This is a genomic window from Brevundimonas sp. KH_058, from assembly GCF_057838505.1.
Window position 1 is genome coordinate 202,955 of the sequence record NZ_CM174469.1, and the last position, 24,180, is coordinate 227,134.

Genomic DNA, 24,180 nt, shown 5'->3' on the forward strand with positions numbered 1-24,180 from the left:
ACAGATCAAGCCTTGGCGGCCCCCGCGCGCAAGCCCCGTTCGGCAAGAGCCACCAGCGCCACCCCACCCATGGCGATGGCCGAACCTGTCAGGATCTGAGGCGTCAGGATGTCGCCCATGAAGCCCCAGCCGATCAGCATCGACACCACCGGCGTCACCAGCAGATAGGGCGTCACCCGCCCCGCCTCGCGTCGCTGAACCAGCCAGAACAGCAGGGTCGTCGCCAGAACCGACGAGACGATCCCAGCCCACAGCAGCGAGGCCCAGACCATGGGCGTGGCGGTCTTCACCGCCTCCCATTGCCCGTGTTCGAACACGGCCGAGCCAAAGGCCATGACCGGAAAGGCGCCCAGCGCCAGCAGGCCCTGCATCTTCAGCGGCGGGATGGAGGTGGTCCGACGCGCCACCACCGTGGTCACGCCCCAGGCCGCGCCGGCCGCGATGGCGACCAGAATTGCCTTCCAGTCCTGAAGCGCATGGGCGTCCAGCGTCATCCAGGCCACGCCGACGAAGGCCACGCCCATGCCGACCAGGGCCGCCTTGGACAGCCGCTCGCCCAGGATCAGGAAGGCGAACAGGGTGGTGAAGGGTATCCACAGCTGGTTGGCGACCGTCACCGGGCTGACGTCGGTCGCCAGCCAGTAGGCGGTATAGGCCAGGCCGTACTGGATCGGGCCGCCGACGATGACGATCAGCATCAGGCTCTTCCAGTCCGGGAACGGCGGCCGCACGAAGGCGATCAGACAGGCGCTGGCGATGCCGAACCGGATGGCCCCGACCAGCAGAGGCGACAGATGCTCGGTCGCCAGCTTGGCCCCGGCGTTGTTGACGCCCCACACGACGATGATCGCCACGATGGCGCCGATCTCCAGCCCGGTCAGGGCGTGGGGCTTTGCAGGAAATGGCGCGGGTGCGGGCCCAACTTCAGGATTGGCGTCGGTCATACTTGCCCTATGGCACGGCGCGGGCCTGTGCGCCCTTCACATGCCATGTCCGGGCGTTGCATTGACATGTACGTCTTCCACAACCAACATGTACATATGACCGAAGTCACCCTGACCGCTCTACGCAAGGACCTGTTCCGGCTGGTCGATAGCGTCCTCGCGACCGGCGAGCCGCTGGTGATCCGGCGCGGCGAACGGCGGCTGACGCTGGTCGCCGAGGCGGTCGAACGCAAGATCACGCCGGAGGAGCGCTGGGACGCCTATATGGCGCAAGGCGTTCGCGAAGGCGCCGACGACTGTCCTGACGACATCGACACCAACAAGAGCCACTGGACCTGGGATCCGGACGCCAAGTTCGACTTCGGCGACAAGTGATCCACCTCGATACCCAGGTCGCCCTCTGGCTCTATTATCGTCTGGAGCGGCAGATCAGCCGTCGTGCGCAGCGGGAATTGGCGCGCGGGCGCGAGCTTTGCCTGTCGCCGCTTGTGTTGGTCGAGATCGAAATCCTGATCGAAATCGGTCGGGTGAAGCTGCCGACCGCCGATCTTCTCCTGACGGACCTTCAGGACCGGCTCGACCTGTCCTTATCTGACGCCTCGACCGCCGCCGTATCGGACGCCGCCTGCCGCTTCGCCTGGACGCGCGATCCGTTCGACCGGCTGATCGTCGCCAACGCCATGGCCGACGGGGCGCAGTTGATCACGGCCGACCAAGTGATCCTGCGTCATTTCGACCAGGCGGTCTGGTGACGGCTCAGAACTCTGGCTTGGCGACCATCAGCCAGTAGATGGCCAGGACGCCGGCGAAAGCAGGCCAGCCCAGGGCGAACCACCAGCGGAACAGGCGATGATAGGCGGGCGGCAAAGACGCGCCCTGCCCTGCCGCCTGTTCGGCCAGCTTCATCATCCGGTACTGTATCCACACGACCGGCAACCAGCAGACGCCGATCAGGACATAGAGCCCATAGGCGGCCAGCAGCCACGAACTGGTCAGGGACCAACCTTGCAGGTGGATCAGGGCCAGGCCACTGATCGGCTGGATCACGACGGCGGTCGCGGTGAAGACGAAGTCGGCCAGAACGACGATGCGACCGACCTCGGCGACCGTCTTCGCGTCCTTGGACGCATGCGCGCGCAGCATGAAGAAGGCGATGCCCGCGCCCGTGCCGAACAGCACGGCGCCGGACAGGATATGGACGATCTTCAGCAGGATATACAGGCTCATCGGCGCGCGTCCGTCGCCGCCACAAACAGGCACAGGGCCATCATCGGCAACACCTTGAGCCACGGCCCCAGCGGGTCGATCCAGAAGTGCGGCAGGCTGAGCGTCGCGGCCGTCAGATAGCCGACGGTGGCCAGGCACATGAAGATCGCCACGCGCGAGGTCCACGGCCGCACGAACAGCATCAGCCCCAAGACCACGTCCAGCAGCGCGCCCCACCAGGCGATGGGTCCGGCCATGCGGCCGTAACCGCCCTCATGCAGGATGGCGACGGCGCGGTGCCAGCCTGGCCCGAAACTGATCAGGCCGGTGATCAGCCAGAACAGGCCCAGGGTCACAATGGAGACCGGCCGCACGAACCAGAGCCGGGCATGCCAGACGTCCTGAACCGAGGCCGGGGTCTCGGCCAGGAAGCGGGTGAAGCCGCGCGAAGGCACACCCAGCGCTTGGGCCCAGCCGCTGTCGTGACCCGACACGTCATGGTCCATCTGTCTGATCGCCGTCGTGCGGATCGGCGAGGACCAGCCGAGCCGACCCAACAGGTCGCCAATGGCGAGGGCAGGCGCAGCCAGAGCGCGCGGCACGCGAACGACCGGCGCCGGGCTCAATCCCATCCAGCCGCGATACAGACGCACCGTCTCGACCATGGTCACCGGCTCTGGTCCCGGCATGTCGAGCGACTGGCGCGACGGAGCGCCCGGTTCCAGCGCCGCGACGACGGCGACGGACAGGTCGCCCAGCGGGATCGGGCGGAAGGTCTGGTCGCCGCCCACTACGGGGCTGAACAGTGGAAAGGCCGCCAGCGCGCGGATCAGGCCCGTGCCGCCAAAGGACGCGCGGTCCACCACCAGCGACGGCCGCAGGATGAGCCAGTCGAGCGTGCTGGCGGCGACCATCCGCTCTGTCTCGGCCTTTGTCCGAGCGTAGTCGGTGCCGGCGTCATCGTCCGCCCCGACGGCTGAAAGATGCACGAGCCGTTTTACGCCTGCCGCCTCGCAGGCCTTGATCAGGGCGTGAGGGCCGTCGATGTGGGCGGCGCGGGTGCTGTCGCCCGCACCGTTCTGGAGCACGCCGACGCAGTTCACCACCGCATCTACGCCGACCAGCAGCGGCGCCCAAGCCTCGGCCGTGGTCAGCTTGGCGAAGTCGGCGACGACCCAGTCGAAGCTGGGCGCGCGACGGGCGGGTTCGGCGATACGGCGAGCCCCGGCGCGGATGAACCAGCCTGCCGACGACAGAGCGGCCGCCACATGCGAACCGATGAAGCCGTTGGCGCCGAGCACCAGCACGCGTCCGTTCATCCCAGCACCCGGTCCGTCAGATCCACGCCTTTCGGCGGCATGGCGCACCAGGTCGCGCCGGGAAGGCGCCGGCGCCGGCGCGCGATGAAATCATAGAGGGTGTCGCGGACGATCCTCGGCACGATCCGCCCGACGACCGCCAACCGATAGGGCGGCGGCAGCAGGGCCGCGATGCCCAGGACGCCGTCCGACCGTTCGCGCGCCACGCCGTCCTGGATCAGCAGCATCGTATAGGGATCGTCGGGATCGACGCCGTAGTGGATCAACAACGCCCGCCCCAGCGGCGACTGAGTCGGCGCCAGACGGATGCGCCCGGCCCGGTCGTGCTTCAGGATCTTGCGCGCAGAGCCCGAGCAGAGCGCGCAATCGCCGTCAAACAGAACCAGAGGCCGGTCGTCCATGAAGGCCGGAACGGCGGGATCCTCACGATAGCTGTAAGGCCCCCGCCCCATTTCCGAACCCCTAGAACGGCCGAACCCTTAGAACGGAATGTCGTCGTTCAGGTCGTAGCTTTCCTTGGGTCCGCTGGGCTTGTTGGCGCCGCCGGTGGAGAAGCCCGAGGAATAGTCGTCGTCGCCACGACCGCCGCCGCCGCCGGCATAGCCGCCGCCTTGCGATCCGCCTTCGGCGCGGCCGCCCAGCATGGTCAGTTCACCCTTGAAGCGGCTGACCACGATCTCGGTCGAATATTTTTCGACGCCCTGCTGGTCGGTCCATTTGCGGGTCTGGAGCGCGCCTTCGATATAGACGGTCGAGCCCTTCTTCACATAGTTCTCGACCACCTTGACGATGTTGTCGTTGAAGATGACGACCCGGTGCCACTCGGTCTTTTCCTTGCGCTCGCCCGAGGACTTGTCGCGCCAGGTTTCCGAGGTCGCGATCGACAGGTTGGCGATCCGGTCGCCGTTGGGCATGGAGCGGATTTCGGGGTCGCGACCCAGGTTGCCGACCAGAATGACCTTGTTGACGCTGCCCGCCATGGAAACTTCCTTCTCGTGTGAGGCGGCGATTCCATCGCCTGCCTCGTCAATTCAGTCCGATGTCTGACCGGGGCGGAGGCTTATCGCCAGCCGCTTTCGACACCCAACCCGCCAAACCAGTGGATTAACGAAATGTTCCACTTTTGTTCACGTCACGCAAGTCCTACTTCGCGGCCGGGTCCGCAGCGATGGCGATGGGACGGCCGGTTTCGTCACGCTGGATGGCGCCGGGGATCGCCAGTCGGCCGTCGCCGGTGCGGGCCATAGCGAAGAAGCGGCTGCCGTTCAGGCTCTTGCCGATCTTGACCCCCTCGCGGTCGATGAAGATGAACCGACCCTGATAGGCGCCCGCCAACTCCTGGTTCGAACCGCCCATGCGCAGGAAGCGCAGACGCATCTCCTCCAGGCGGGCGGCGCACTGTTCCAGCTGGGGCTGATCGTCGGCGATCTTCTGCAGGCGCGGCGGGGCGTTGTCCGGCGTCGCCACGAAATAGCAGGCGCCTTGGGCGAACTCATACTTGGGTTCATTCGAGCAGGCCCCCAGCAGGGCGGTCCCGGCGACGGCGGCGAGAACGACGAGGCGCATCAGTTCATCCCAGGAAATTGGCAGTTGCGATCCTGCTCGGCCAGGGTCCGGAAACGAGAATTGTCGCCCGACTGTTCCACCCGGCGCGGCACCAGACGCAGCGTCGTGTCGCCCCAGCGGCCGTACTGGGCGTCGCCCGGTCCGACACAGGTCCCGGCGTATAGGGCCTGGACGCAGGCGTTCAGGCTCATGTTCGGCGACAGGGTGCGCCAGTCCGAACCGCTGTGGCGCAGGCAGGGGCTGCCGTTGGCGACCGGCGTGGGACGCGGCGCGGGACTCTGCTCAATGTCGGCGGGCGGCGCCGTCTCGGCCATCTCGACGGCCGGCAGTTCCGGCGGCGGGGCGAAGGCGGCGGTCGGGGCGGCGGCCAGTGCGCCGGTCGCATCCAGCCCCACGTCCAGCGCATCGGTCGCCAGGCCGTTGCGCTGGGCGCAGACGGCCAGGGTCGCCATGCCGACGAACTGACCATCGACGAAGCAGCGCAGCTCGCGCGTCGGCTCCAGCGAGGGGGCGTCGGCCAGATTGACCACCAGCCCGCCCTTGGACGCCGGCGGCGCCTCCGGCGTCTTGTCGCCGCCGCCGGTGAAGATCAGGGCCAGCACGACGGCGGCGATGATCACCAGACCAGCGCCGACCACGATGATGACGCGGTTGTCTTTCGGAAGGGCCATGAAGGGGCTTTCGCGGATGAGGGGGCCAATAACTCCGACCCGACGCCGGGCGTCAACCGCGAAGGACGACCGATCAGGCCATGAGGCGGTTCAGGGCGGCCTGATAGTTGGCGAGTTGCGTCTGCTGATAGGCGTTCGACGAACCCTTGCCGGTCTGGGTGTTGGTGATCGTGCCCGTCGACGGCGCCAGCGATCGATAGGACGAACGCACCGCCGTCATCGCCTGGGCCAGCGAATCGATGGCCGCCTTGATCGAGGCGGGGTCGTTGAGGGTCAGCTTGTTCGAAAGGTTCAGGCCGAAGGTCTTGGTCGCGTCCTTGTCCGGCTTGACCGGACCGACATAGCCGGGCGTCAGGCCCAGCGCACCCAAGGCGTCCTTGCCGACCGCCCCGGCGGAGATGATGGCCCCCTCCTTGTTGGCGGCCGTCTTGATCTCAAGCCGCTGGACCACGGGCCTAGCCTTGAGGTCAGTGATCACTTTGGCTTCGAGCTGTCGGCCGGACGCGGTGCCGATCTTCTTGGCCAGGGATTCCAGCGTGTCCTTGGCGTCGATGGTCACGGTGACGGCGCGGCCGCCGCCGGCGGGAGTGATGGAGAACTGATCGCCGACCCGCGCCGAGGTGGCGACGGTCAGCAGTTTGGAATCCGCCTGCATGATCTGGCCTTGCGGCAGGCCCAGCCGATCCAGCACGCTGGCGCCGCCCGCCGCGATGCTGAGGCTGGTCGGCTTGGCCTGGTCGCCGTCGGCGCGCCAGGTCTTGTTGGACTCCACCGCCCCGGTCGCCAGGTCGATGCGCGCCAGATAGGCCGAGGTGGGATCGTCCTTGCCCGCGCCCTCGGCCCGGTTCGTGCCGGTGATCCAGACCTTGCCGTCCTTGATCGCGACATCGGCGGCGGTATCCGCCCCCGCGCCGCCGAAATAGGTCAGGCGATCGTCGCCGGACGCCTGAATATCCTCCGACAGCGTGGCGACGAAGACGTCGCTGCCGCCCGCGTGGGCGTTGGTGACCGTGCCGATATCCAGGGCCGCATTCTCGGTCTGGCCGGTGACGACGACCTTGCCGTTCTCGACCGAAATGCCGGCGATGGCGCCGCTGGCGAAACCGAGGTCGCGGGTCGAGGCCAGGGTCGGCGCGCCGTCGGCGTTCAGGGTGAAGCGACGCACGACCGCCTTCCCGTTCTCGACACCCGCCGTATAGAGGTCGTTGCCCGACACCGTCATGGCCTGGACTGCATCGTCGCCGACAGTGCCGAACTGAAGCGTCGAGACGTTCACCCCGACATCCGGGCCATTGATCCTGGTCGGCTTTTCCTGGAACGCTTGAAGATAGGAATCCCAGCCGCCGATGGCCGCATTGCCCGGCATGGCCGATTTCGAGCGACCGGCGACATAGACCATGCCGTCGGCGCCGAACCGAACCTCGGTCGCCTCGTCGGCCGCCTTGGCGCCGCGACGCTGGGTCCACAGCTCCTTGCCTGAACTGTCGAACACGGAAACGAAACTGTCTGCGACGGCGGCGTTGTCACCGCTCTTGCCCGGCTCCAGCGCGCCGGTCACGGATCCGGCCAGAGCCACCCGACCGTCGTCGTCGATGGCGATGGAGAAGCCGTTGGCGCTGGACGCCGCGCCCAGCAGCTTGGTCTGCATCAGGTTGCCGGCGGAATCGTATTTCATCATGGCGACGTCGCGCGTGCCCTTGATCGGCTGATTGGCGTCGCCCGCCGTCAGTTCGGCGACAACCCAGACGGAGCCGTCGGGCGCCACGGCGCTGGCCTTCACGGCGGCGACGCCGTCGGGCAGGTCGGTCTGACCCACCCTGCCCTCGACCCAGAACGGATCGTCCACGCCCTGCTGGGCGGCGGGGGCGGCGCCGCCATCGGCCTGGAATTTCAGCAACTGACCCGCGCCGGTCTTGCCGACCCCTTGCGTCACATAGACGGCGTCGGAGGTATCGACGGCCTGGAAGCTGATCGCCTCGCCGGTCCCGCCCGTCACCTTCAGCGCCCATTTGTCCGGCCCGGCCGGCAGGGTGATGGTCTTTGCGCCGCTCTTGATCGTGCGCGGCTCGGCGGGGATCAACTGATTGCCGATACGCGTGGAGACGCCCGCCGCCTCCAGCTTGCCGTTCATATAGCCGACGACGGTCATCATCGAACGATCGGTCCCGCCCATCTCGGACAGGTCCATGTTGATCGTCCGGGTTCCCGCCGTGGTCTTGACCGTCATGGCGAACTTCACGTCGCCCTGAAACGCCTTGACCGGGGAAGCCGCGGCGCCGTCGTGGACGGGCGCGGTGACGAAGGTGGTCGGCGCGCGCTCGACCGCGAATGTGCTCTTCACCGCCGTCTGGGCCACGCCCTGGACCAGGCGAACGTCCTCGAATTTCGCCGCGCCGAGATAGGCGGACAGGTCGGCCAGGCCTTCGCCGAACCGCTTGGACAACTGGGTGGACTCAGACGCGGTCAGCCCCTTGACCCCGGCCCGGTCAGCCAGGGCGCCCAGCGTATTCAGGCCCTGATACAGGGCGAACATCTTGCGGTAGTCGCCCGAGGCGCCGGCCAGATCCAGGCTGACATTGTTCTCGTCGATCAGCTTGCGACCGGCCAGTGCGGCGCGCACAAGATCGCTGGCCTTGGCCGGGGTCGTCGTCGAGGACCACGGCGCCGTCGGCTGAGTCTTCTTCTTGGCGGCGGACGTGGTGGCTCCGGTCAGCGACGACGAGTCCGTCGACGCCCCGTAAAGACCCAGCAAATAGCTGTTGTTGATCATTCAGACGGCTCCACCCCTATCGTGCGGCGGCGCCCGATAACGAACCGTTAAGCGGCGCGGTTAGCCCTTAAACAGGGACAGGATGACCTGCGGCGCCTGGTTGGCGATCGACAGGGCCTGGACGCCCAACTGCTGCTGGACCTGCAACGCCTGAAGGCGGGCGCTTTCCTTGGCCAGGTCGGCATCGACCAGATTGCCGATGCCGGCCTCCAGCGCGTCCGACAGCTTGCCGACGTAGGTGGTGTGGCGTTCGATCTGCTTGGACTGGGCGCCCAGTTCGGCCAGCCGCGCCGTGCTTGTGGAGATGGCGGTGTTGATCCGCGTCAGGGCGTCGTCGGCCTTGACCTTGGTCAGCAGGTCCGGCGCCGCCGCGACCGGGGTCGTCGAAGCCGCAAGGCCCAGGCCCGCCAGCGTCAGGTTCTGACGGTTCAGGGTGATGGTCTCGGCGCCGTCGGCGCTGGCCAGGAAGTTGATGCCGGCGGTGGCCGAGCCGTCCAGAATGTTCGAACCGTCGAAGATCGCATTGTCCGCGAACGACTGGATCGACTTCAACAGCGACTGGAACTCGTCGTTATACGACGTCCGCATCGCCAGGGTGGCGCTTTCGTCGGAAGCGGCGGTGGCCTTGCCCTTCAGCTCGATCAGCAGGTCCGAAATCTGCTGCCCCGCCGCCAGTGTCACGTCTGCGATGGATGTGGCGCGGTTCAAACTGGTGGCCACCGCTTCCAGCGAGCCGCGATCGGCGCGCTGTCCCTGGGCGACGGCCCAGACTGCGGCGTTGTCTCTGGCGCCCTGGACCTTCAGGCCCGTGTTCACCCGGCTCTGCGTCGAAGCCAACTGTTCGTTGGTCCTGTTCAGATTCTGCAGGGCGATCATCGCCGAGGTATTGGTGTGGATGCTGGTGGTCATGGCTTCAAGCCCCGGACGTTCTGTTCCCGTCAGTATTAACCATGAGTCGTGAGCGGAGGGTTAACGCGCCAGAAACCATAAATCCGCCGCCCGGCGAGCCGGCGGCGTTAACGATACCAGAACCGACAGACGGCCGTCAGACCGCGGTGTCGACCACCCTTCCTCCACGATAGGTCGGATCGCTGTGCAGTTTCTCGACATCCTCGCGCGGCAACTGACGGATCACTTCACCCGTCACGCGGTCCAGGACCTTGTAGACGAAACGATTGTCCCCGATCGCCTCGATGGTCAGGCGATAACGGCTGGCGTCGTCGTTGTCGTTCCGATGCGTCGGCTCAGGCAAGGCCGAATTGGGCGAAACGGCGTCGATAGGAACGGTCTGAGGTACGCTTACTAATCTCGCGACATTGTCTGTCATGGCTCCATGCGCGGGTCGGCCCACGCTCCCTTGAGGATTGAACGGTCAGCCGGAGCGGTCGAAAAACCGCTCCGGCCGCTCGCTTAGCGGAACAGGCCGAGCAGAACCTGGCTCGACGAGTTCGCGATCGACAGCGCCTGCACACCCAGCTGTTGCTTGGTTTGCAGAGCGGTCAGCTTGGCGCTTTCCTTGGCCAGGTCGGCGTCCACCAGATTGCCCACGCCGGCTTCAAGAGCGTCTTGAAGCTTGTTGGCGAAGGTGATGCTGCGTCCCACCGACTTGGACTTGGTGCCGAAGTCGGACAGGACCGCCGAGAAGGCCGAGATGGCGCTATCGACGGTGGCGACCAGGGTGGCCGCATCGCCGGCCGCAGCCGTCGCCGTGGTCGCGACCGCCGTATCGGTGGCTGCGATGGCCTTCAACGTGGAGGTCGACGATGTGCCGGTCTGCACGGTGATGGCCGCGGCGTTGGCCTTGAACAGGTTGACCCCGTCGAAGGTGGCGCCGCCCAGAGCGCTGGAGATTTCAGTGCCCAGCGCATTGTATTCCGCCAGATACGACGCCTGAGCCGTGCCCGTGGAAGACGCGATGCTGACGGCCAGAGACTTTTGCTCTTCCAGGGCCGTCGTGATGGTGTCGCCGGCGGCCAGGGCCACATCGACGATGGACTGACCGCGTTGCAGCGAAGTGCGAACGGCGTCCTGGGCCGAAGCGTTGGACCGTTGCGACGTGGCGATCGAGAAGATCGCCCCGCTGTCCTTGGCCGACGAGACCTTCATGCCGGTGTTGATGCGGTTTTGCGTCCGCTCCAGCTCCGAGTTGGTCTTGTTCAGGTTTTGCAGCGCGATAGCGGCGCCGTAGTTCGTATTGATCGAAGCCATTTTGGCTGTCCTTCTTCACTTCGTGATGGCCGTCGTCGTTTTGACGACGGGAGCATTTTGCTCAGGGGTCGAGACCTGCGATCCGGCCGCCGGGGCGACCGGATCTCCGGGCCTTAGCGGAACAGGCCGAGCAGAACCTGGCTCGACGAGTTGGCGATCGACAGCGCCTGCACACCCAGCTGTTGCTTGGTTTGCAGGGCGGTCAGCTTGGCGCTTTCCTTGGCCAGGTCGGCGTCCACCAGATTGCCCACGCCGGCTTCAAGAGCGTCCTGAAGCTTGTTGACGAAGGTGATCTGACGACCCAGCGACTTGGACTGGGTGCCCAGGGTGGCCAGGGCGCCGGTCGTGGCCGTGATGGCCGCATCGACGTTGGCGGTCGTGGCGTTGGCGGCGGTGACGGAGCCAGTGTTCACGGCGGTGATCGCCGCATTCGCACCCAGCGTCGTCAGGCTGTTGACGCCATCGAAGCTCGCGCCCGAAATCGCGCCGGAGATTTCTGTGCCCAGCGCATTGTATTCCGCCAGGTAGGAAGTCTGCGCAGCACCGGTCGACGATGCGATGCTGACTGCCAGAGACTTCATCTCTTCCAAAGCGGTCGTGACGGTGTCGCCGGCGGCCAGAGCCACGTCGGTGATCGATTGCGTGCGTTGCAGGCCGGAGCGAACCGCGTCTTGCGAGGCGGCGTTGGCCCGTTGTGACGTGGCGATCGAGAAGATCGCCCCGCTGTCCTTGGCCGACGAGACCTTCATGCCGGTGTTGATGCGGTTTTGCGTCCGCTCCAGCTCCGAGTTGGTCTTGTTCAGGTTTTGCAGCGCGATGGCGGCGCCGTAGTTCGTATTGATCGAAGCCATTTTGGCTGTCCTTCTTCACTTCGTGATGGCCGACGCCATTTTGGCGGCGGGAGCGTTTTGCTCAGGGGATGGCGACGGTCGGAGACCGACGCCGGTTCAAGACCTTGGGCGCGCGCCGCCGAAGCGACCCGCGCCCTCCGGGCCTTAGCGGAAGAGGCTCAGCAGCACCTGGCTGGAGGAGTTGGCGATCGACAGCGCCTGCACGCCCAGTTGTTGCTTGGTCTGCAGGGCGCTCAGCTTGGCGCTTTCCTTGGCCAGATCGGCATCGACCAGGTTGCCCACGCCGGCTTCCAGGGAGTCCTGGAGCTTGTTGACGAAGGTGACGCTACGACCGATCGACTTGGACTGGGTGCCGATGGTGGACATGGCCGTGGTCACGGCCGAGATGACCAGATCCACGTTGGCGACAGTGAAGTCGGCGACCGCAGGGGTGGCCGCGGTGAACTTGGCCAGGTCCGTGTTCGCACTCAACGCCGCCGTGGTGCCGACGGTCTTGGTGTCGGCAGCGCCCGTACCCGTCTGGACCTTGACCTCGGTGGCGCCCGTGGACGCGGTGGTCAGCAGGTTGACGCCGTCGAAGCTGGCGCCGTCCAGAGCAGATTTGATTTCCTTGCCGAGGGCGGTGAACTCCGACTCGTAGGAGGTCTTGGCCGCACCTGTCGAGGAGGCGATGCTGACGGCCAGGGACTTCATCTCTTCCAGGGCGGAGGTGATGGTGTCGCCGGCGGCCAGGGCCACATCGACGATGGACTGACCGCGTTGCAGCGAAGTGCGAACGGCGTCCTGGGCCGAAGCATTGGCCCGTTGCGACGTGGCGATCGAGAAGATCGCCCCGCTGTCCTTGGCGGTCGAGACCTTCATGCCGGTGTTGATGCGGTTTTGCGTCCGCTCCAGCTCCGAGTTGGTCTTGTTCAGGTTTTGCAGCGCGATGGCGGCGCCGTAGTTGGTGTTGATACTCGCCATGGGGGCGTTCCTTACTCACTTCGTGATCGTCGCCGTGATCGGGCGACGTGAGCGTTTTGCTCGGGGATGGACGACGGTCAGGAACCGCCGGCCGTTACTGAAAGCCATGAAAGGGGAACCGCCTAGGCGACCCCCTTCCCGGCCCTTAGCGGAACAGGCTCAGCAGCACTTGGCTGGATGAGTTGGCGATCGACAGCGCCTGCACACCCAGCTGTTGCTTGGTTTGCAGGGCGGTCAGCTTGGCGCTTTCCTTGGCCAGATCGGCGTCCACCAGATTGCCCACGCCGGCTTCAAGAGCGTCCTGAAGCTTGTTGACGAAGGTGATCTGACGACCCAGCGACTTGGACTGGGTGCCCAGGGTCGACAGGGCGCCGGTGACGGTGGCGATGGCGGTGTCGACATTGGCGGTGGTGGCGGCCGCACGGGCCTTGCCGCCGCCGCTGACATCGGTCAGGCCGGCCACGCCCAGGGGCGTCGTCAGGCTGTTGACGCCATCGAATGAGGCGCCGGAGACCGCAGCGGTGATTTCCAGACCCAGCGCATTGTATTCGGCCAGATAGGAGGTCTCGGCGCTGGAACCGGCAGCCGACGACTGGATCGAGACGGCCAGGGACTTCATCTCTTCCAGAGCGGTCGTGATGGTGTCGCCGGCGGCCAGAGCCACGTCGGTGATCGATTGCGTACGTTGGAGGGTGGAACGAACCGCGTCTTGCGAAGTGGCGTTGGCGCGTTGGGCCGTGGCGATCGAGAAGATCGCCCCGCTGTCCTTGGCGGTCGAGACCTTCATGCCGGTGTTGATGCGGTTTTGCGTCCGCTCCAGCTCCGAGTTGGTCTTGTTCAGGTTTTGCAGCGCGATGGCGGCGCCGTAGTTCGTATTGATAGAAGCCATTTTGGCCGGTCCTTTTCACTTCGTGAGGGCTGTCGCCGTTTTGGCGACAGGAGCTTTTTGCTCAGTGGGTAAGAAGCAATTGCCGGGCCAGTCAGCCCGAACAATTATCAGGGTAACTATCTGATTTCATGTATTTACTATTGATTTACCCTCCTTTCCGCCCGGCAGTTCTTGCCGTGCGGGGTCGCTTACCCGGCAAGAACTGCCGGGCTTGCTTCAAGTTGGATGAGGCGGACGGCGTGAAGATGCGCCCGGGTGCGAACTGACGAGACGGGATCCCTCGCCTTAGTTACGGAACAGGCTCAGCAGGATCTGGCTGGACGAGTTGGCGATCGACAGCGCCTGCACGCCCAACTGTTGCTTGGTCTGCAAGGCGGTCAGCTTGGCGCTTTCCTTGGCCAGGTCGGCGTCAACCAGGTTGCCGATGCCGGCTTCGGTGGCGTCCTGCAGCTTGCCGACGAAGGTTAGCTGACGACCGACCGACTTGGACTGGGTGCCCAGGGTCGACAAGGAAGCGGTGACTTCGGCGATGGCGGCATCGACAGCGGCGACGGTAGCGGCCGTGGCGGCGATCGACTGGTTGGTGATGGTGGTGATGTCCGTGTCGGCGGCCTTGCCACCCGCAGCGGTGAAGCCGATGGCGGTCGTGCCGCCTGCGACATCCTTGATCAGGTTCGTCGGCGTCGCGGCGGTCCACAGGTTGACGCCGTCGAAGGCGGCGCCTGCCAGTGCGGCGGTGATCTCGGCGCCCATAGCCTTGAATTCATCCAGATAAGACGTCTGGGCGGCGCCCGTCGACGATTGGATGGACACGGCCAGAGACTTCATTTCTTCCAGCGCAGTGGTGACCGTGTCGCCGGCCGCCAGGGCCACGTCGACGATCGATTGTCCGCGCTGAAGCGAATTCTTCACGGCGTCCATGGCGCCCATGTTGGCGCGCTGCGTCGTGGCGATTGCGAAGATTGCGCCGCTATCCTTGGCGGTCGCGACTTTCAGTCCCGTGTTCACACGGTTTTGCGTGCGCTCCAACATGGCGTTGGTCGCATTGAGGTTTTGCAGGGCGACAGCTGCGCCGTAGTTCGTATTGATGCTCGTAGCCATTTTGGCTTTCCTGTTCACTTCGTGTGATGTCCGGCGCCATTTTAGCGCCAGGAGCGTTTTGCTCGGTCTCTCTAAGAGCAAGGGCGGGGCCAGTCAGAAACGGGGCGCCAACCCGACGCTGTTACTGATTTCATTGAACTTATCTCGGCGTTTTGTGAAACGACCCGGCAAACCTGCACCTGAGGCGGCAGAAGTTGCCGAGGCGTTTTTGCAGGGCGTCAGCCGCCAGGCCGTTTCAGGCCATATTGCGCGTCCTGCATCGCCCGTTCGGCCAGTAGCGTTTCCACCGCCAGCCGCCGCGCCCCGTCACAGGCCATGATCTGGGCGCCCCGCAGCACATAGGCCGTGTCCAGATCGCCTGCCGTAGGCTCAGCCGGCAGAATCGCCAGAGCGCAAGACCGCTTCGCCGCCTCCGGCAGCACCAGCCGCGCCGGCGCAACCGTCGAGATCGGGGGCGAGCCGGCACAGCTCGTCGTCATGGCCGCGCAGGCGATCAGCGCGGCGGTCTTCCAAAGGATTGTTGGCGTCATCGGCGCTCCTGGCCTGTGCGACGGCGGTCGCGGTCGCACGCTCGGCCGCCGTCGTCCTGTGTTGATAGTGATCGACGCGCCGGGCCTGAGCCGCCGCGCCTTCGGTTTCGAGCCGCCGGGCGTTGGCTTGCGCATCCGCGGTTGCGGCGGCGTCGCGCGCCTGAGTTTGGGCGGCCGCGAGGCGCTTCTGCTTAAGATTCAGCGGGTCCCAACGAAAGCCGAGGCCGCCCAACAGGGCGAAAGACAGGGCCAACACCGCCACGCCGGCCGCCAGCCAGCCCAGCGGCGTCAGCGCGCGCAAGATCGACCTGACGCTCATGGAAAGGCCTTTCGATCCAGCTCGAAATGCGGGCCGTCGCGCAGCGTCTTCCAGTCGCCACCCCAGATCAGAGGCGTCTTCAGGTCAAGCGCCGCCGCCTTGAACGCCTCGGCGATCCGGCCATACAAGGGCCAGTCCCACCGCACCTGCCCGTCAACCAATGCGGCGACATCGACGGCATGGCCGGTCAGGTGGCGCGAGCGCATCGTGCGGCTGGCCCCGGCCTTGACCAGCGCCGCCTGGCGCACCGCCGTGCGCACCCCCTCGGTGATCATGAAGTCCACGGGCGTGCGGGCGATGGCCGCCTCGACCACCGCCGTCAGCGCCGGATGCACGCCCTCAAGCCGCGTGCGCGACCGGCTGGACAGCCGAAAGCTCATGGCCGGCCTCCCGTGATCTTCAGGCGCGCGTTGGCGATCAGGGCGACCAACTGCTGGGCGGTGGGCGCCACCAGATAGAGGACCAGGATCAGGGCCAGCAGCCCCATCAGCCCGTCCGTCATCTTCGGCAGCATTTCGGGCGGCATTCGCCCGACGGTGCGCATCAGCAGCACCCACAGCCCCGCGCTGACGGCGAAGGCATAGAGCCGCCGAAACAGCCAGCGTCCTTCAGCCAAGGGGATCGGCCCCTGCACACTTCGGGTCATTGTTCGTCCTCCTTGTCATAGGTTTCGACGGCGCAGCGGCCGTCCCAGCCGGAATGGGCGCGCCATTCCCCGTCGCTGAGGCTGTCGGGCGCTTCCCACGCCTCGGCCTCCAGCACTTCGACCGGCTCGGCCGGATGTCGCCGCCGGCTCATCCGACGGCCGTGATGCGAACGACGCCCGCAGCGCCTGAACCGCCCTGGCCGGCGACGGTCAGGCCAGCGCCTCCTCCACCTCCGCCTGCGCCAAAGGTCGCGCCTGCGCCGCCGGGACTTCCGGCGCCGCTCGCCGAAGCGTTTCCGCCCCCGCCGCCTCCGCCGACCATCGACAGAGACGGCTTCGCAGAGGCCTGACCCGCAGCGCCAGCGACGCCCCCGGCCGCGCGAAGGCCCGACCAGCCGCCGGCGCCGCCCGGTCCCCCGGATCGCGAGACATTGGCCGCGCTCAGTCCGCCGCCCCCGCCTCCCCCGCCCGGCCCATCGGCACAGGCGGTTTCGCCGCCCGTCGCCCCCGCCATCGTGATCGACGAACCGCCGCCGAGATTGGCGGCGCGCAGGCCATGTCCGCCCGCGCCGCCCAGACCCTCGCTGGACGTTCCCGTGGCTCCACCGGCCCCGCCCGACGCGCGCAACAGGACGGTCCCGCCCGACGCGATCCGGCTCTCGCCGCCCGCGGCGCCGCCTGCGCCGCCCGTCCCGACAGTGATCGCCAGCGCGTCGTCCAGGTCTTCGATGGACCAACGGCCATGCGTCAGACCGCCCGCGCCGCCCCCGCCACCGCCGAAACGTGCGGTTCCCTCCGGTCCCGACAGTCCTGCGCCTCCGCCTCCTCCGCCGCCGACGCAGGTGACTTCGATCCATCGCGCCCAGGGTGGCGGAGCGTACTCACCGTCGTTGGTGAGCAGGACCGTCTCGCGCCTGACCGCGCCTTGATCAAAGGCGATGCGGCCCGTCGTGCGGTCCACGCGGAACACAGGCCGCCACGTCCCGGCGTCGTCGCAGGCCTTGAGGCCCAGATCGTCATCGCCGATCAGGCCCAACTCCGCTCGGGCGGCGTATCCGCTCTGGAACAGCAACGACAGGACATCGCCCGCCGCCTGCTTGTTCAGCGTCAGACGGAGGTCGCCGTCGCCGCCCTCGTCCACACCACGCGCGGTGAACAGGGCGGCGTTGATCTTGGCCGCCAGGGGGGTGTCCGCATCGGCGGTCGTGCCCAGGCCCAGCAGCGCCAGACCCTGCACCTCGCCCAGACGCTCGCCCAGCGCGACCCAGCCTGCATCGACCCGCACCACCACGACGCCTTCGTCCAGCACGACGGCGATCACGCCGTCGGGGGTCGGCACGATGGTCCAGCCGTCCGCCTCGAACCGCATCAGGGTTCCGACTGCTCGCCCGGCCCAGGCCGTGCCCTCCGCATCGTCCGGCAGGATATAGAGGTCGCCGTCGGACGCATCGCCCGGCTGAACCGCTGTCGTCCGGCTGACCACCGCCGTCTGCAACAGGGCGTCCAGCCGGGTCAGGGCGGTGTTCAGGGTCACATGTTTCTGCATCTGCCCCGCCGCCAGATAAGGCAGGGCCAGACGCGCGCTGAAATCGTCGCTCATTCTTCTCTCCGTTGTCGTCGGAGATCAGTCTGGGCGCGCGGCTAACTCAGGCCGGAAGACGGTCGATGCCGTCGATCAGACCCTTGATTTCATGAGATTTCGTTTCGGCGAATGCGATGGCTAGAGCCGCTCAGCCCGCACATCTCAGTCGTGAAGATAGACAATCCGCTTCAGCGTCTGGTCGTTCTGAACCCGCGCCTCGTGCATCTCGTGATCGCCGCTGGCGCGCGCATTGGCCTCGGTGTCCTCGACCCAGTGGGTGCTTTCGATGTGTTTTTGCAGCGCCCGCGCCGCCATCAGCTGGCCGGGGAAAAAGGTGTCCACGATGTCACCCGCGATGGGCACCGTTCCGGTCGCTGTGTCGATGGCCATATAGGCCCCCATCCGCGCCAGGGTCGCCGGCGTCGCCCTGGCCCGCACGGCCTGAAGCATCAGCCAGCCGCCGGTTCCGACCGTATAGACCGTGCCCACCACTGGCACCCAGGTCAGCATGGCGTCCAGCCCCAGGCCAAACGGGCCGATGCCGATCACGCGGTCGGACAGCTTCTTTACGCCCTCGACATTGGACCAGATGTTCTCGATATCCCGGATCGACCGTCTGGCCATGTCGCCCTCCAAAGCGTCGCCTTAACGCGGCGCGACGCTTCGCGTTCAATCCGAGAGATACGTCTTCGATGACCCTGATCAAGCTGGCGGCGAATGTGACGCCAAGCGCCCTTCTGCTGGGGCTCGCGACATTCGGCGTGGCGGCCCTCAGCGGGATCGGACATCGCTGGGTCGACATCCTGGCCCAGTTCACGTCGCCAATGCTGCTTGCGGCCGTCGGCGTGACCCTGGTCTGTCTGATTCTACGACTGTGGCCGGCCTCGATCATCGGAGGATTGGCCTGTCTGGTGCTGGCCATCGCCGTCTGGCCCCAGTGGACGCCGAAGAAGGGCGCGGCCGTGCCCGAGCAGCCCATCGTGCGGGTCTATTCCGCCAATCTGTGGGTGTTCAACACGGATGTAGAGGCGATGCGCCGGTCCATTTCCGCCGCCGACGCCGACATTCTGGTGCTGGTCGAAATGGGCCAGGCGCCGGCGTCGCAGTTGGAGACGCTGCTGCCGGACTATCCTCACCGCGCCCTAATCGGCCAAGCTCGGCCGGGCGATCATGCGCGCTCAATCATCGCCTCGCGCTATCCGATCCTGCAACGACTGCCCGACCGCAACGACGGCCTCAGCGCCGTTGGCGCGGTCGTCCAGACGCCCATCGGCCCGATCAACGTCTTCGGCGTCCACCTGACCCGGCCCTGGCCCTATCAGTATCAGTGGGGGCAGATCAGCCAGGTCATGGCCCTGACCGAGCGTCGCAAGGCCGCGCCGGATCACCCGGTCATCGCCGCCGGCGATTTCAACAGCGTCTCGACCGCCCGCATCGGTCGTCAGATCCAGGCGGACATGGGCCTGATCCCCGCGCCCGGCTGGCCCGCGACCTGGCCCAGTCAGGCCCCGGCCTTCGCCGGCATCACCATCGATCAGGTCTATCGCTCGCCGGATCTGGCCCTGATCACGCGACACCTGGGCCAGCCGACGGGGTCCGACCACCGCCCAGTCATTACAGAGTTCACACGCGCCCATCCGCCGCGATAAGCGCCTTCAGCCGCGCCTCATGCCCGTCGGCCGGAAAGTCGTCAGCGACCCAGCCGTCCTCGAACGCCTTGATCAGCCGGCCCGTCTCAGGCCCTGCGGCGAGGCCCAGCCGCGCCAGATCGCGGCCGCCGACCGGCATCTTCGGCGGCGTCCACTCGGCGGCCAGCGAACGCAGCCGCGCCCCGTCGCCCTCGCCTGCCGCCTCGGCGCGCATCAGCCGATCTTCGAACGCCCTGCGTCCCAGCCGATAGATCGCCGCCCGCGCAGCATTGGCGTCGCTCATGCGCGGCGACACAGCCTGCCCGTCCCCAACCGCCGCCGACAGCCGGTCCCGCACCGCGTTCGACAGGCGTAGAGTGCTTGCGATCCCGACCACTGCCGCCGCATCGGCGGGCAGCAAAGCCGACAACCGCATCACCGGATCGTCGGTCAGACCGCACATCGCCTCAAACAGCGGCAGCGGCTGCACCTGCGGCAGCACCTGGGCCAGCACGCCCGTTTCGGCCATCGCCCGCACCGCCGCACGCGGATCGCGCGCCGCCAGCAGTTTCAGCAGCTCCTTGGACACCCGTTCGGCCGACAACTGCGCCATGCCCGCCTTCAACGCCGCACAGGCCGCCAGCCCGACCGCGTCAGGCGCGCCCCGCCCGTACCAGGCGTAGAACCGGAAGAAGCGCAGGATACGCAGATAGTCTTCGCGGATGCGCGTCTCCGCCTCGCCGACGAAGACGATCCGCCCCGCCGCCGCGTCGTCCAGCCCGCCGCCGGTCGGGTCGAACACCGTCCCGGCCGCATCGGCATAGAGGGCGTTCAGGCGGAAATCCCGCCGTGCCGCATCCTCGGCCCAGTCGTGGGTGAAGGCGACCACCGCGCGGCGCCCATCCGTCTCGACATCGCGGCGCAGGGTCGTGATCTCATAGGGTCGCCGCTCCGACACGCCTGTGACGGTGCCGTGTTCCACCCCGGTCGGCACGGCCTTCAGCCCCGCCGCCTTCAGCGCCGCGATGGTCTCCTCAGGCCGCAACCGCGTGGCGATGTCGATGTCGTCGACCGACTGGCCCAGCAGGCTGTTGCGCACGCAGCCGCCGACGAACCGCGCGCAGCCCGGACCGCCCGCCGCCTCCAGCGCCGCGATAACCGCCCGCGTCGCTTGGCTTGCCAGCCATGGCTGCCCCGCCATCGAGACGCTCATGCTGCGTCCTCGTCCGCCGCGACTTCGGGCGCGGCCTCATCGCCATAAAGCCGGACGTGCAAAGCCTTCAGGATTCCCGCCGTCACGCCCCAGATATAACGCTCGCCCCAGGGCATGGCCCAGAACCAGCGCCGCAGCCCCTCGTCCATGTCGTAGAAGTCGCGCCTGTGGTTGGCGGCGTCCATCAGGAAGTCCCAAGGCGTCTCGAACACCTCAGCCACCTCGTCCGGCGAGGGCGTCGTGACCGGCGCCTCGCGCAACCAGCCGATCACCGGCGTCACCAGGAACCCCGTTCCCGTCTCATAGGCGTCGGACAGGCCCAGCACCTCGACCGCAGCCGGGTTCAGCGCCACCTCCTCGTCCGCCTCGCGCAGGGCCGCCTGGACCGCGTTCTCGCCCAGATCCAGCCGTCCGCCCGGAAAGGCGATCTGGCCTGTGTGCCGCGCCAGGGTGTCGGCCCGCCGCGTCAGCAGAACGGTCGCACCCTCGGGCCGCGCCACGATCGGGATCAGCACAGCCGCCGGCCGAAGCTCCTTGGCCGTCCGTGTCGCCTGGGGGTTCAGATCGAAGTCCGAACGCGCCGCGACCAGCTCCGGCCGCCAGGTCTCGACCGGCGCCAGCCGTTCGACCAGCCGGTTTCTCAGTGTCTCCAGGCTCACGTCACGGTTCCCAGCGAGAAGGCCTTACCCCCTGAACGCACCACCAGCCGCCCATCGACCTCCTCGGCCATCTCGACCAGTTCGTAGAAGACAGGGCGCGCGATTCGCGCCCACAGGTCTCGCCGCACATGGACGCGCGGCGCCGGTTCGCCCGTCGTCGGATCGGTCTCGACCACGATGGGATCGGCCTCGCTCGCCGCCACCTCGTCCCCGACATCGGTCGTGAACACCAAGTCGTCGCCATCGCGCGCCATCGCCACGGCCCGAAACGGCAGATCCTCGACCTGGATCTTCAGCTTCTCGACCGGCGTGACCAGGTGATAGCCGTCCGGGTCTTTGCGCAACACGGTCGAGAACAGCCGCACCAGCTCCTTACGCCCGATGGGCGAGCCTTCGTGCATCCAGACGCCATCTGCCCGGATGACGATGTCGATCTCGCCGCAATGCTCGGGATGCCACAGGTGAACCGGCGGCAGCCCTTTGCCGGGCGCCTGTTTCGCCGCCTCGGCGACGGCGTTCAGTCCTGACTTGGGATCATCCATCCCTCTGACTTAAGCCCCGCGAACCGTGCGGGAAAGGTCAGCCGATGCGAACCGGACCCGAAACCTGATCCACGCCCGTCGCCAGCCACAGGACGCGGCGGCGATCCACTGGTCCCGGCAGGATCGCCTCGGGCGCATGGGCAAAGCCGAACCGCTCGAAATAGGCGGCGTCGCCGACCAGCAGCACCCCGCCGACATCCAGCGTCCGCGCCTGGTCAAGACAGGCCTGCACCAATTCGGCGCCCAGACCGTCGCTGCGTCGGCCGGCGTCCACCGCGATGGGACCGAGGAACAGGGCCGCAGTTTCGCCGACCGTGACGGGCCAAAGCCGCACCGAGCCGATCACCCGCCCGTCCAGCCGCGCGACGAAGCCGACGGCGGCGTGCGAGCCTTCACGCAGGCGCTCGGCCGTCTTGGCGAACCGGCCCGGTCCGAAGGCCGCCATGACCAGCGCCTCCACGCCTTCGGCGTCGGCCGGCGTCTCGGCTTCGATACGGCTTACGGCCGGGGAAATGGCGAGGGCGTGCGACATCGGCGCTCCAGTAGGCGCGGGCACCTAGAAGCAAAGCTGCGCCAAATCAAGGCGCGGTTCGATGACCGTCAGCCTGCCTTTGAAAAGTCCGGCGCACGCTTTTGCGTAAAGGCCATGAAGGCCTCCATGGCTTCGGGGCTTTTCATCTGCGAGCCGAAGGCCTCGCCCTCGCGCTGCATCAGGGCCCACAGACCTTCCGTGTCACGCATCAGCCGCTTGGTCTTGCGGATGGAGTTGGGCGCACGGCCCGCCACCCTTGCGGCCAGGCCTGCCGCCGTCGCCTCGACCTGATCGGCCGGGACCGCGCGATTGGCGATGCCCCAGGCCAGGGCCGTGCGCCCGTCCAGAGGCTCGCCCAGCGCGAACAGTTCAAAGGCCCGCTGATGACCGATCACGGCCGGCAGCAGCAGGCTGGACGCCGCCTCGGGCGCCAGGGCCAGGTTGACGAAGGGCACGGACAGAAGCGCGTCTTCCGCCACCACGACCAGATCGCAGTGCAAAAGCATGGTCAGGCCGATCCCGACCGCACGGCCCTTCACCGCCGCCACAGCCGGCTTGTCCAGGTCCGCCAGCGCCTTCAGGAAGCGGAACACCGGCATCTCGCCCGGTTCTGCACCCTGCGACCCCAGGGCGATGAAGTCCTGAATGTCGTTGCCGGCCGAAAAGCTGTCGCCCTCGGCGCGCAGCAGCAGCACACGAACCGCATCGTCGGTCCGCGCCCGCTCGGTCGCCTCGGCCAGGGCCGAATACATGGCCTGGGTGATGGCGTTCTTCTTGTCGGCCCGGTCCAGGGTGACGCTCAGGACGCCGTCGATCAGTTCGCTGCGGATATGTTCGCTCACGTCGTTTCCTCGTCCTGTTCGACGGCGCTCCACCAGTCGACGCCGTTCTCGTCCCGCGTCCGCTGGGCGCGGCCGCGCTTTTCCAGATAGTTCAGATGCGCCTGGGCCTCACCCGTGGCCATGCCCAGCACCCCGTCCCCGACCACCCGACCGAAGACGGCGGGGAAGCCATCGACGACCCTAGACGGTTGACGCAACGTCCGCTCAAGCCGTTTCAGCGCCACCTCGTGTCCACGCTTCAAGGCGTCGAGCCGAGCATGAACGCCGTAGAAGGGCTCGCCATGCGCCGGCAGGACGAACAGCCCCTCCGGCAATAGTCCTCGCAACTTCTCCAGCGAGTCCATCCAGTCGCCCAGCGGATCGGCCTGTGGCTCCGTCGGCCAGACCGACACATTGGACGATATGCGCGGCAGGATCTGATCCCCGGCGATGAAAACATCGTCCGACCGCCGCCACAGACAGACGTGCTCCGGGCTGTGGCCCGACCCGACCACCACGGTCCAGTCGTCGCCGTCGATGTTCCGCGCGTCGCCATCCGACAGCCGGCGATAGCTGCGCGGCATGGGACTAACCCCCTTGGCGAACCCGCCATAGTCTGCGCGCCAGCGCTCGATCTGGGCCTCGTCCCAACCCGCCGCGCGATAGAAGACCTCGCCGTCGGCCGGCGCATCACCCGCCTGCTCGGCCATCAGCATCCGGCCCGTGATGTATTCGATCTGCGACATCAGCAGGGGCGCGCCCGTCCGTTCGCACAGCCAGCCGGCCAGGCCGATATGGTCGGGATGCATGTGGGTGCAGATCAGCCGCGTCACCGGCCGCCCCTCCAAGGCGCCCGCCAGCGCCGTTTCCCACGCCATAATCGTCGCGCCCGTCTTCAAGCCGGTGTCGACCACGACCCAGCCCTCGCCGTCGCGGATCACATAGACATTCACATGATCCAGTTGAAACGGCAGGGCGAAGCGTAGCCACAACACCCCGCGCGCAACCTCGATCGCCTCGCCGGGCATCGGCACGGCGTCGAACGGATAGATCAGACCCCGCGCGTCCTTCGCCCCCGTCGTTCGCGTGCTGCCGTCGGCCAAGTCAGTCTCCAATCGAAACGCGCAGACACTAGTCCGTTCTTGCCTTTGACGTCCACCGCCGCCTTGACCCCGCCCGATTAGATCGCCACGAAAGCCTTCAGCCGTTCCAATAGTTCG

Annotated in this window: 30 protein-coding genes; 3 read left to right on the forward strand and 27 right to left on the reverse strand. The window is 67.0% G+C overall.

Annotation, left to right across the window (positions count from 1 at the left end; genetic code table 11):
* Nucleotides 1–5: 5 nt before the first annotated feature.
* Nucleotides 6–944 carry a DMT family transporter gene (locus AC3ISA_RS01000; protein WP_372692847.1) on the reverse strand — a complete coding sequence of 313 codons (939 nt, stop codon included), beginning with the start codon at nucleotides 942–944 and terminating at the stop codon, nucleotides 6–8.
* A gap of 96 nt (nucleotides 945–1,040) precedes the next feature.
* Here AC3ISA_RS01000 and AC3ISA_RS01005 point away from each other — a divergent pair, with 96 nt between their 5' ends.
* Both AC3ISA_RS01005 and AC3ISA_RS01010 read left to right on the forward strand, forming a co-directional pair.
* A complete protein-coding gene (locus AC3ISA_RS01005) occupies nucleotides 1,041–1,319 on the forward strand; it encodes a hypothetical protein (protein ID WP_372692846.1) in 279 nt (92 codons plus the stop codon).
* Nucleotides 1,316–1,696, forward strand: a complete 381-nt coding sequence (locus AC3ISA_RS01010; RefSeq protein WP_372692845.1) for a type II toxin-antitoxin system VapC family toxin — start codon at nucleotides 1,316–1,318, stop codon at nucleotides 1,694–1,696. Before AC3ISA_RS01005 ends, AC3ISA_RS01010 begins: the two co-directional genes overlap by 4 nt.
* A 4-nt stretch (nucleotides 1,697–1,700) precedes the next feature.
* Here AC3ISA_RS01010 and AC3ISA_RS01015 read toward each other — a convergent pair whose 3' ends face one another.
* The 20 genes from AC3ISA_RS01015 to AC3ISA_RS01110 all read right to left on the reverse strand — a co-directional run bounded on the left by AC3ISA_RS01015 (nucleotide 1,701) and on the right by AC3ISA_RS01110 (nucleotide 18,189).
* Entirely contained in the window at nucleotides 1,701–2,171 is a 471-nt protein-coding gene (locus AC3ISA_RS01015) for a DUF2269 family protein (protein ID WP_489178947.1), read from the reverse strand.
* The gene (locus tag AC3ISA_RS01020; RefSeq protein ID WP_489178948.1) at nucleotides 2,168–3,469 is read right to left on the reverse strand and encodes an SDR family oxidoreductase; all 1,302 of its coding nucleotides are present in this window, start codon (nucleotides 3,467–3,469) and stop codon (nucleotides 2,168–2,170) included. Before AC3ISA_RS01020 ends, AC3ISA_RS01015 begins: the two co-directional genes overlap by 4 nt.
* The gene (locus tag AC3ISA_RS01025) at nucleotides 3,466–3,921 is read right to left on the reverse strand and encodes a thiol-disulfide oxidoreductase DCC family protein (protein ID WP_489178949.1); all 456 of its coding nucleotides are present in this window, start codon (nucleotides 3,919–3,921) and stop codon (nucleotides 3,466–3,468) included. The genes AC3ISA_RS01020 and AC3ISA_RS01025 overlap by 4 nt, the downstream gene beginning before the upstream one ends.
* A gap of 27 nt (nucleotides 3,922–3,948) precedes the next feature.
* The gene (ssb, locus tag AC3ISA_RS01030) at nucleotides 3,949–4,449 is read right to left on the reverse strand and encodes a single-stranded DNA-binding protein (protein ID WP_489178950.1); all 501 of its coding nucleotides are present in this window, start codon (nucleotides 4,447–4,449) and stop codon (nucleotides 3,949–3,951) included.
* A 163-nt stretch (nucleotides 4,450–4,612) separates the two neighbouring features.
* Nucleotides 4,613–5,035, reverse strand: coding sequence for a hypothetical protein (locus AC3ISA_RS01035; RefSeq protein WP_489178951.1), 423 nt, complete (start codon nucleotides 5,033–5,035; stop codon nucleotides 4,613–4,615).
* Entirely contained in the window at nucleotides 5,035–5,706 is a 672-nt protein-coding gene (locus AC3ISA_RS01040; protein ID WP_489178952.1) for a hypothetical protein, read from the reverse strand. The genes AC3ISA_RS01035 and AC3ISA_RS01040 overlap by 1 nt, the downstream gene beginning before the upstream one ends.
* Before the next feature lie 73 nt (nucleotides 5,707–5,779).
* Entirely contained in the window at nucleotides 5,780–8,476 is a 2,697-nt protein-coding gene (locus tag AC3ISA_RS01045) for an NHL repeat-containing protein (RefSeq protein WP_489178953.1), read from the reverse strand.
* 60 nt (nucleotides 8,477–8,536) lie between these two features.
* Nucleotides 8,537–9,385, reverse strand: a complete 849-nt coding sequence (locus AC3ISA_RS01050) for a flagellin (RefSeq protein ID WP_489178954.1) — start codon at nucleotides 9,383–9,385, stop codon at nucleotides 8,537–8,539.
* A 136-nt stretch (nucleotides 9,386–9,521) separates the two neighbouring features.
* Complete coding sequence (locus AC3ISA_RS01055; protein ID WP_489178955.1) at nucleotides 9,522–9,728, reverse strand: flagellar protein FlaG; 207 nt, start codon at nucleotides 9,726–9,728, stop codon at nucleotides 9,522–9,524.
* A gap of 158 nt (nucleotides 9,729–9,886) precedes the next feature.
* On the reverse strand, nucleotides 9,887–10,684 hold the full coding sequence (locus AC3ISA_RS01060) for a flagellin (protein WP_372692835.1): 798 nt from the start codon (nucleotides 10,682–10,684) through the stop codon (nucleotides 9,887–9,889).
* 113 nt (nucleotides 10,685–10,797) lie between these two features.
* Complete coding sequence (locus AC3ISA_RS01065) at nucleotides 10,798–11,535, reverse strand: flagellin (RefSeq protein WP_372692834.1); 738 nt, start codon at nucleotides 11,533–11,535, stop codon at nucleotides 10,798–10,800.
* 144 nt (nucleotides 11,536–11,679) lie between these two features.
* Complete coding sequence (locus tag AC3ISA_RS01070) at nucleotides 11,680–12,498, reverse strand: flagellin N-terminal helical domain-containing protein (RefSeq protein WP_372692833.1); 819 nt, start codon at nucleotides 12,496–12,498, stop codon at nucleotides 11,680–11,682.
* Nucleotides 12,499–12,643: 145 nt separating this feature from the next.
* Nucleotides 12,644–13,387 carry a flagellin gene (locus AC3ISA_RS01075; RefSeq protein ID WP_489178956.1) on the reverse strand — a complete coding sequence of 248 codons (744 nt, stop codon included), beginning with the start codon at nucleotides 13,385–13,387 and terminating at the stop codon, nucleotides 12,644–12,646.
* A 285-nt stretch (nucleotides 13,388–13,672) separates the two neighbouring features.
* Nucleotides 13,673–14,488: a flagellin gene (locus tag AC3ISA_RS01080; RefSeq protein WP_372692831.1), complete on the reverse strand. Its 816-nt coding sequence runs from the start codon at nucleotides 14,486–14,488 to the stop codon at nucleotides 13,673–13,675.
* Nucleotides 14,489–14,857: 369 nt separating this feature from the next.
* The gene (locus AC3ISA_RS01085; protein ID WP_489178957.1) at nucleotides 14,858–15,337 is read right to left on the reverse strand and encodes a hypothetical protein; all 480 of its coding nucleotides are present in this window, start codon (nucleotides 15,335–15,337) and stop codon (nucleotides 14,858–14,860) included.
* Nucleotides 15,334–15,717 (reverse strand): M15 family metallopeptidase, encoded by a 384-nt coding sequence (locus AC3ISA_RS01090; RefSeq protein WP_372692829.1) that lies wholly within the window; start codon nucleotides 15,715–15,717, stop codon nucleotides 15,334–15,336. The genes AC3ISA_RS01085 and AC3ISA_RS01090 overlap by 4 nt, the downstream gene beginning before the upstream one ends.
* Nucleotides 15,714–15,983 (reverse strand): hypothetical protein, encoded by a 270-nt coding sequence (locus AC3ISA_RS01095; protein ID WP_489178958.1) that lies wholly within the window; start codon nucleotides 15,981–15,983, stop codon nucleotides 15,714–15,716. Before AC3ISA_RS01095 ends, AC3ISA_RS01090 begins: the two co-directional genes overlap by 4 nt.
* The gene (locus AC3ISA_RS01100) at nucleotides 15,980–16,135 is read right to left on the reverse strand and encodes a hypothetical protein (protein WP_489178959.1); all 156 of its coding nucleotides are present in this window, start codon (nucleotides 16,133–16,135) and stop codon (nucleotides 15,980–15,982) included. The genes AC3ISA_RS01095 and AC3ISA_RS01100 overlap by 4 nt, the downstream gene beginning before the upstream one ends.
* Nucleotides 16,132–17,583, reverse strand: coding sequence for a DUF2793 domain-containing protein (locus AC3ISA_RS01105; RefSeq protein ID WP_489178960.1), 1,452 nt, complete (start codon nucleotides 17,581–17,583; stop codon nucleotides 16,132–16,134). Before AC3ISA_RS01105 ends, AC3ISA_RS01100 begins: the two co-directional genes overlap by 4 nt.
* A 144-nt stretch (nucleotides 17,584–17,727) precedes the next feature.
* Entirely contained in the window at nucleotides 17,728–18,189 is a 462-nt protein-coding gene (locus tag AC3ISA_RS01110; RefSeq protein WP_489178961.1) for a DUF4112 domain-containing protein, read from the reverse strand.
* Between the two features lie 68 nt (nucleotides 18,190–18,257).
* Here AC3ISA_RS01110 and AC3ISA_RS01115 point away from each other — a divergent pair, with 68 nt between their 5' ends.
* Nucleotides 18,258–19,214: an endonuclease/exonuclease/phosphatase family protein gene (locus AC3ISA_RS01115; RefSeq protein WP_489178962.1), complete on the forward strand. Its 957-nt coding sequence runs from the start codon at nucleotides 18,258–18,260 to the stop codon at nucleotides 19,212–19,214.
* Here the strand turns inward: AC3ISA_RS01115 and AC3ISA_RS01120 are convergent.
* The 6 genes from AC3ISA_RS01120 to AC3ISA_RS01145 form a co-directional block, all read right to left on the reverse strand.
* On the reverse strand, nucleotides 19,189–20,406 hold the full coding sequence (locus tag AC3ISA_RS01120; protein ID WP_489178963.1) for a CCA tRNA nucleotidyltransferase: 1,218 nt from the start codon (nucleotides 20,404–20,406) through the stop codon (nucleotides 19,189–19,191). The genes AC3ISA_RS01115 and AC3ISA_RS01120 overlap by 26 nt on opposite strands.
* Nucleotides 20,403–21,065, reverse strand: coding sequence for a CoA pyrophosphatase (locus tag AC3ISA_RS01125; RefSeq protein ID WP_489178964.1), 663 nt, complete (start codon nucleotides 21,063–21,065; stop codon nucleotides 20,403–20,405). Before AC3ISA_RS01125 ends, AC3ISA_RS01120 begins: the two co-directional genes overlap by 4 nt.
* A complete protein-coding gene (locus AC3ISA_RS01130) occupies nucleotides 21,062–21,607 on the reverse strand; it encodes a DUF1285 domain-containing protein (RefSeq protein ID WP_372692821.1) in 546 nt (181 codons plus the stop codon). The genes AC3ISA_RS01125 and AC3ISA_RS01130 overlap by 4 nt, the downstream gene beginning before the upstream one ends.
* A 37-nt stretch (nucleotides 21,608–21,644) precedes the next feature.
* Nucleotides 21,645–22,139, reverse strand: a complete 495-nt coding sequence (locus tag AC3ISA_RS01135; protein WP_372692820.1) for a GNAT family N-acetyltransferase — start codon at nucleotides 22,137–22,139, stop codon at nucleotides 21,645–21,647.
* Between the two features lie 68 nt (nucleotides 22,140–22,207).
* Nucleotides 22,208–22,981, reverse strand: coding sequence for an enoyl-CoA hydratase (locus tag AC3ISA_RS01140; protein ID WP_489178965.1), 774 nt, complete (start codon nucleotides 22,979–22,981; stop codon nucleotides 22,208–22,210).
* Entirely contained in the window at nucleotides 22,978–24,063 is a 1,086-nt protein-coding gene (locus AC3ISA_RS01145; protein WP_489178966.1) for an MBL fold metallo-hydrolase, read from the reverse strand. The genes AC3ISA_RS01140 and AC3ISA_RS01145 overlap by 4 nt, the downstream gene beginning before the upstream one ends.
* Between the last annotated feature and the right edge of the window lie 117 nt (nucleotides 24,064–24,180).

Excerpts from the sequence above, each read along its gene's own strand:
- AC3ISA_RS01000 (WP_372692847.1), bottom strand. The coding sequence starts at position 944 with ATGACCGACGCCAATCCTGAAGTTGGGCCCGCACCCGCGCCATTTCCT.
- AC3ISA_RS01005 (WP_372692846.1), top strand. The coding sequence starts at position 1,041 with ATGACCGAAGTCACCCTGACCGCTCTACGCAAGGACCTGTTCCGGCTG.
- AC3ISA_RS01015 (WP_489178947.1), bottom strand. The coding sequence starts at position 2,171 with ATGAGCCTGTATATCCTGCTGAAGATCGTCCATATCCTGTCCGGCGCC.
- AC3ISA_RS01020 (WP_489178948.1), bottom strand. The coding sequence starts at position 3,469 with ATGAACGGACGCGTGCTGGTGCTCGGCGCCAACGGCTTCATCGGTTCG.
- AC3ISA_RS01025 (WP_489178949.1), bottom strand. The coding sequence starts at position 3,921 with ATGGGGCGGGGGCCTTACAGCTATCGTGAGGATCCCGCCGTTCCGGCC.
- ssb (WP_489178950.1), bottom strand. The coding sequence starts at position 4,449 with ATGGCGGGCAGCGTCAACAAGGTCATTCTGGTCGGCAACCTGGGTCGC.
- AC3ISA_RS01035 (WP_489178951.1), bottom strand. The coding sequence starts at position 5,035 with ATGCGCCTCGTCGTTCTCGCCGCCGTCGCCGGGACCGCCCTGCTGGGG.
- AC3ISA_RS01040 (WP_489178952.1), bottom strand. The coding sequence starts at position 5,706 with ATGGCCCTTCCGAAAGACAACCGCGTCATCATCGTGGTCGGCGCTGGT.
- AC3ISA_RS01045 (WP_489178953.1), bottom strand. The coding sequence starts at position 8,476 with ATGATCAACAACAGCTATTTGCTGGGTCTTTACGGGGCGTCGACGGAC.
- AC3ISA_RS01050 (WP_489178954.1), bottom strand. The coding sequence starts at position 9,385 with ATGACCACCAGCATCCACACCAATACCTCGGCGATGATCGCCCTGCAG.
- AC3ISA_RS01060 (WP_372692835.1), bottom strand. The coding sequence starts at position 10,684 with ATGGCTTCGATCAATACGAACTACGGCGCCGCTATCGCGCTGCAAAAC.
- AC3ISA_RS01065 (WP_372692834.1), bottom strand. The coding sequence starts at position 11,535 with ATGGCTTCGATCAATACGAACTACGGCGCCGCCATCGCGCTGCAAAAC.
- AC3ISA_RS01070 (WP_372692833.1), bottom strand. The coding sequence starts at position 12,498 with ATGGCGAGTATCAACACCAACTACGGCGCCGCCATCGCGCTGCAAAAC.
- AC3ISA_RS01075 (WP_489178956.1), bottom strand. The coding sequence starts at position 13,387 with ATGGCTTCTATCAATACGAACTACGGCGCCGCCATCGCGCTGCAAAAC.
- AC3ISA_RS01080 (WP_372692831.1), bottom strand. The coding sequence starts at position 14,488 with ATGGCTACGAGCATCAATACGAACTACGGCGCAGCTGTCGCCCTGCAA.
- AC3ISA_RS01085 (WP_489178957.1), bottom strand. The coding sequence starts at position 15,337 with ATGAGCGTCAGGTCGATCTTGCGCGCGCTGACGCCGCTGGGCTGGCTG.
- AC3ISA_RS01090 (WP_372692829.1), bottom strand. The coding sequence starts at position 15,717 with ATGAGCTTTCGGCTGTCCAGCCGGTCGCGCACGCGGCTTGAGGGCGTG.
- AC3ISA_RS01095 (WP_489178958.1), bottom strand. The coding sequence starts at position 15,983 with ATGACCCGAAGTGTGCAGGGGCCGATCCCCTTGGCTGAAGGACGCTGG.
- AC3ISA_RS01100 (WP_489178959.1), bottom strand. The coding sequence starts at position 16,135 with ATGAGCCGGCGGCGACATCCGGCCGAGCCGGTCGAAGTGCTGGAGGCC.
- AC3ISA_RS01105 (WP_489178960.1), bottom strand. The coding sequence starts at position 17,583 with ATGAGCGACGATTTCAGCGCGCGTCTGGCCCTGCCTTATCTGGCGGCG.
- AC3ISA_RS01110 (WP_489178961.1), bottom strand. The coding sequence starts at position 18,189 with ATGGCCAGACGGTCGATCCGGGATATCGAGAACATCTGGTCCAATGTC.
- AC3ISA_RS01115 (WP_489178962.1), top strand. The coding sequence starts at position 18,258 with ATGACCCTGATCAAGCTGGCGGCGAATGTGACGCCAAGCGCCCTTCTG.
- AC3ISA_RS01120 (WP_489178963.1), bottom strand. The coding sequence starts at position 20,406 with ATGAGCGTCTCGATGGCGGGGCAGCCATGGCTGGCAAGCCAAGCGACG.
- AC3ISA_RS01130 (WP_372692821.1), bottom strand. The coding sequence starts at position 21,607 with ATGGATGATCCCAAGTCAGGACTGAACGCCGTCGCCGAGGCGGCGAAA.
- AC3ISA_RS01135 (WP_372692820.1), bottom strand. The coding sequence starts at position 22,139 with ATGTCGCACGCCCTCGCCATTTCCCCGGCCGTAAGCCGTATCGAAGCC.